The sequence below is a fragment of the Geodermatophilus sp. SYSU D00815 genome (assembly GCF_054050035.1).
The window spans coordinates 1-5,164 of the sequence record NZ_JBJGYO010000056.1; the positions used below are offsets into that span (position 1 = coordinate 1).

Sequence of the window (5,164 nt, forward strand, 5' to 3'; positions counted from 1 at the left end):
TGGGCGGGGTGTGTGGCAAGTCCTCGGCCTGTTAGTACCGGTCAGCTGCACACCTTGCGGTGCTTCCACTTCCGGCCTATCAACCCGCTGGTCTGGGCGGGGGCCTTACCCGATCGAGTCGGTGAGAGACCTCATCTTGAAGCGAGCTTCCCGCTTAGATGCTTTCAGCGGTTATCCCTGCCGAACGTAGCCAACCAGCAGTGCACCTGGCGGTACAACTGGCACACCAGAGGTTCGTCCGTCCCGGTCCTCTCGTACTAGGGACAGCTCTTCGCAAGTCTCTTACGCGCGCGGCGGATAGGGACCGAACTGTCTCACGACGTTCTAAACCCAGCTCGCGTACCGCTTTAATGGGCGAACAGCCCAACCCTTGGGACCTACTCCAGCCCCAGGATGCGACGAGCCGACATCGAGGTGCCAAACCATCCCGTCGATATGGACTCTTGGGGAAGATCAGCCTGTTATCCCCGGGGTACCTTTTATCCGTTGAGCGACACCGCTTCCACATGCCGGTGCCGGGTCACTAGTCCCAGCTTTCGCTCCTGCTCGACCCGTCGGTCTCGCAGTCAAGCTCCCTTGTGCACTTGCACTCGACACCTGATTGCCAACCAGGCTGAGGGAACCTTTGGGCGCCTCCGTTACATTTTGGGAGGCAACCGCCCCAGTTAAACTACCCACCTGACACTGTTCCTGATCCGGATCACGGACCGAGGTTAGACATCCAATTCGACCAGAGTGGTATTTCAACGGCGACTCCGCCCGCACTGGCGTGCGGGTTTCCCAGTCTCCCACCTATCCTACACAAGCCGAACCGAACACCAATATCAAGCTATAGTAAAGGTCCCGGGGTCTTTCCGTCCTGCCGCGCGTAACGAGCATCTTTACTCGTAGTGCAATTTCGCCGAGCCTGTGGTTGAGACAGCTGAGAAGTCGTTACGCCATTCGTGCAGGTCGGAACTTACCCGACAAGGAATTTCGCTACCTTAGGATGGTTATAGTTACCACCGCCGTTTACTGGCGCTTGAGTTCTGAGCTTCGCCCCGAAGAGCTAACCCGTCCCCTTAACGTTCCAGCACCGGGCAGGCGTCAGTCCGTATACATCGTCTTACGACTTCGCACGGACCTGTGTTTTTAGTAAACAGTCGCTTCTCACTGGTCTCTGCGACCCCCTCCCGCTGCCCCGCGCGCGGCGGTTCACGGGCTGAGGTCCCCCTTCTCCCGAAGTTACGGGGGCATTTTGCCGAGTTCCTTAACCACAGTTCGCTCGATCGCCTCGGTATTCTCTACCTGACCACCTGAGTTGGTTTGGGGTACGGGCCGCTCGGAACTCGCTAGAGGCTTTTCTCGGCAGCATAGGATCATCCCATTCGCCTCATTCGGCTATGCGTCGGGCCTCACCCTCGTGTTCCGCGGATTTGCCTACGGAACGGGCCACACCCTTGCACCGGTACTACCACTCACCGGGAGGACTACCTTCCTGCGTCACCCCATCGCTTGCCTACTACCGGTCCGGGTCCCACGCTCCACCACTCCTCGCCCGAAGGCTCGAAGTGGTTTCGGGTGGTTAGCATCGCCAGGTTCGGCATGGGCGCTCCTTCGCGGGTACGGGAATATCAACCCGTTGTCCATCGACTACGCCTGTCGGCCTCGCCTTAGGTCCCGACTCACCCTGGGCGGATTAGCCTGGCCCAGGAACCCTTGGTCATCCGGCGGAGGAGTTTCTCACTCCTCTTTCGCTACTCATGCCTGCATTCTCACTCGCGTGGCGTCCACGGCTGGATCCCTCCGCCGCTTCACCCACCACGCGACGCTCCCCTACCCACCCACACGCCTGGCCGACCCCGCGAAGGGGGCCGGCGAGCTGATGTGTGAGTGCCACGGCTTCGGCGGTGTGCTTGAGCCCCGCTACATTGTCGGCGCGGAACCACTTGACCAGTGAGCTATTACGCACTCTTTCAAGGGTGGCTGCTTCTAAGCCAACCTCCTGGTTGTCTCTGCGATCCCACATCCTTTTCCACTTAGCACACGCTTAGGGGCCTTAGCCGATGATCTGGGCTGTTTCCCTCTCGACTACGAACCTTATCGCCCGCAGTCTCACTGCCGCGCTCTCACTTACCGGCATTCGGAGTTTGGTTGACGTCAGTAACCTTGTGGGGCCCATCGGCCATCCAGTGCTCTACCTCCGGCAAGAAACACGCGACGCTGCACCTAAATGCATTTCGGGGAGAACCAGCTATCACCGAGTTTGATTGGCCTTTCACCCCTACCCACAGCTCATCCCCCAGGTTTTCAACCCTGGTGGGTTCGGTCCTCCACGCGGTCTTACCCGCGCTTCAACCTGGCCATGGGTAGATCACTCGGCTTCGGGTCTAGAGCACGCGACTGACGATCGCCCTGTTCGGACTCGCTTTCGCTACGGCTACCCCCCACGGGTTAACCTCGCCACGTACCGCTAACTCGCAGGCTCATTCTTCAAAAGGCACGCAATCACCCCGCGCGCACGAGGCGCGCGCAGGCTCTCACGGCTTGTAGGCACACGGTTTCAGGTACTATTTCACTCCCCTCCCGGGGTACTTTTCACCTTTCCCTCACGGTACTCGTCCGCTATCGGTCACCAGGAAGTATTCAGGCTTAGCGGGTGGTCCCGCCGGATTCACACCGAATTTCACGGGCTCGGTGCTACTCGGGAACACGCTCGGGAGGACCCGGGTTTTCGTGTACGGGGCTCTCACCCTCTACGGCGACCCCTTCCAGAGGCCTTCCACTAACCACGGATCTTTCTCACTCCCTCGCCGTCCGGCAGAACGGCACGAGCGGTCCCACGACCCCGATGACACAACCCCTGCCGGGTATCACATGCCACCGGTTTAGCCTCGATCCGCTTTCGCTCGCCACTACTCACGGAATCACGGTTGTTTTCTCTTCCTGTGGGTACTGAGATGTTTCACTTCCCCACGTTCCCTCCACACGCCCTATGTGTTCAGGCGCGGGTCACACCACATGACTGGTGCGGGGTTCCCCCATTCGGACATCCTCGGATCAACGCTCGGTTGGCAGCTCCCCGAGGCTTCTCGCAGCCTCCCACGTCCTTCATCGGCTCCTGGTGCCCAGGCATCCACCGTGCGCCCTTACCAACTTGACCACACGGCCCACAAACAAAAAATTGCCTGCAAACACTTATCGAAAAGATGCTCGCGTCCACTGTGCAGTTCTCAAACAACAACCGGCCACCACCCGCGGCGCCCCCACCGAACCCGCACCGCCCACGCCTGTGAACGATCCGGTGGTCTGGGAACCGGGCGGCCCCGACGAGACAACGACCCCGTCCCCACCCGGGAACGGGTCCGCTCCCTCAGGACCCAACAGCGTGCCTACGACCGGCTCCGAGCACCCGCCCCGCGTTCCACGCCGGCGGTTCCGAAGAACCACCCGGCAGTACTGGCGAGCGCGCACCCGCACCCGGCCGAACTGGTCAGCGTTCCACCCTCGAGCACCACCCAGGCGACCGGCAGCCCCCCGCTGATGGGGAACCGTCCACGTCCTGGCATGGCCCGGCACCGGCCCGGGAACTCCCGGCCGGCGTCCGCTGCTCCTTAGAAAGGAGGTGATCCAGCCGCACCTTCCGGTACGGCTACCTTGTTACGACTTCGTCCCAATCGCCGATCCCGCCTTCGACGGCTCCCTCCCACAAAGGGGTTGGGCCACCGGCTTCGGGCGTTACCGACTTTCGTGACGTGACGGGCGGTGTGTACAAGGCCCGGGAACGTATTCACCGCAGCGTTGCTGATCTGCGATTACTAGCGACTCCAACTTCATGGGGTCGAGTTGCAGACCCCAATCCGAACTGAGACCGGCTTTTTGGGATTCGCTCCACCTCGCGGTATCGCAGCCCTTTGTACCGGCCATTGTAGCATGTTTGCAGCCCTAGACATAAGGGGCATGATGATTTGACGTCATCCCCACCTTCCTCCGAGTTGACCCCGGCAGTCTCCCATGAGTCCCCACCATCACGTGCTGGCAACATGGAACGAGGGTTGCGCTCGTTGCGGGACTTAACCCAACATCTCACGACACGAGCTGACGACAACCATGCACCACCTGTGCGCGACGCCAAAGGCACCCCGCATCTCTGCGAGATTTCCGCGCATGTCAAGCCTAGGTAAGGTTCTTCGCGTTGCATCGAATTAAGCAACATGCTCCGCCGCTTGTGCGGGCCCCCGTCAATTCCTTTGAGTTTTAGCCTTGCGGCCGTACTCCCCAGGCGGGGCGCTTAATGCGTTAGCTGCGGCACGGAGACCGTGGAATGGCCCCCACACCTAGCGCCCAACGTTTACGGCGTGGACTACCAGGGTATCTAATCCTGTTCGCTCCCCACGCTTTCGCTCCTCAGCGTCAGTATCGGCCCAGAGACCCGCCTTCGCCACCGGTGTTCCTCCTGATATCTGCGCATTTCACCGCTACACCAGGAATTCCAGTCTCCCCTGCCGAACTCCAGTCCGCCCGTATCGACTGCAGACCCGAGGTTGAGCCTCGGGATTTCACAGCCGACGCGACGAACCGCCTACGAGCTCTTTACGCCCAATAATTCCGGACAACGCTTGCACCCTACGTATTACCGCGGCTGCTGGCACGTAGTTGGCCGGTGCTTCTTCTGCAGGTACCGTCACCTCACGGCTTCGTCCCTGCTGAAAGAGGTTTACAACCCGAAGGCCGTCATCCCCCACGCGGCGTCGCTGCGTCAGGCTTTCGCCCATTGCGCAATATTCCCCACTGCTGCCTCCCGTAGGAGTCTGGGCCGTGTCTCAGTCCCAGTGTGGCCGGTCACCCTCTCAGGCCGGCTACCCGTCGTCGCCTTGGTAGGCCACTACCCCACCAACAAGCTGATAGGCCGCGGGCCCATCCCCAGCCGGAAACCCTTTCCACCACCAGACCATGCGGTCAGCGGACATATCCGGTATTAGCCCCAATTTCTTGGAGTTATCCCGGAGCCGGGGGCAGGTTGCCCACGTGTTACTCACCCGTTCGCCACTGATCCCCCACCGAAGCGGGTTCACCGTTCGACTTGCATGTGTTAAGCACGCCGCCAGCGTTCGTCCTGAGCCAGGATCAAACTCTCCGTAGATGTTCAATCACCGGCTGAGAACCGCGACCTGACAGATCGCGA

The 5,164-nt window shown here is 60.7% G+C and carries 2 rRNA genes; both read right to left on the minus strand.

The annotated features are described in order from the left end of the window. Positions 1–11: 11 nt before the first annotated feature. A 23S ribosomal RNA gene (locus ACI78S_RS25005) occupies positions 12–3,142 on the minus strand. A gap of 455 nt (positions 3,143–3,597) precedes the next feature. Then, a 16S ribosomal RNA gene (locus ACI78S_RS25010) occupies positions 3,598–5,122 on the minus strand. Together the 16S and 23S rRNA genes form the textbook arrangement of a ribosomal RNA operon. Positions 5,123–5,164: the final 42 nt, after the last annotated feature.